Annotated in this window: 1 protein-coding gene; it reads left to right on the top strand. The window is 65.7% G+C overall.

Translation table 11 applies throughout. From position 1 onward, the window contains the following. Positions 1 to 268 (top strand): M28 family peptidase (locus EOD29_RS32060; protein ID WP_348630472.1); only part of this gene is annotated, 268 nt, incomplete at both ends.

Here is a 268-nt window from a genome sequence, read left to right as displayed (position 1 = left end):
CTGGACGCGGCGGGCCTTCTCGCCGCTCTTTCTCGATGGCAGGGCCTATATCGAAGCGCGGATGAAGGCGGCGGGGCTGGAAACGCGGATCGATGCAGCCGGCAATCTGATCGGAAGGCGGACAGGCCGAAAACCGTGGCTCGGCACGATCATGGTCGGCTCGCATTCCGACACGGTGCCGGATGGCGGCCGCTTTGACGGCATCGCCGGCGTAATCTCGGCGCTGGAGGTGGCGCGGGCGCTGCGCGATCAGAATATCGAACTCGAT

Origin of the sequence: Mesorhizobium sp. M1A.T.Ca.IN.004.03.1.1, from assembly GCF_003997555.1 — a bacterium.
Lineage (GTDB): Bacteria > Pseudomonadota > Alphaproteobacteria > Rhizobiales > Rhizobiaceae > Mesorhizobium.
This window is presented reverse-complemented; position numbering and strand designations above follow the sequence as displayed.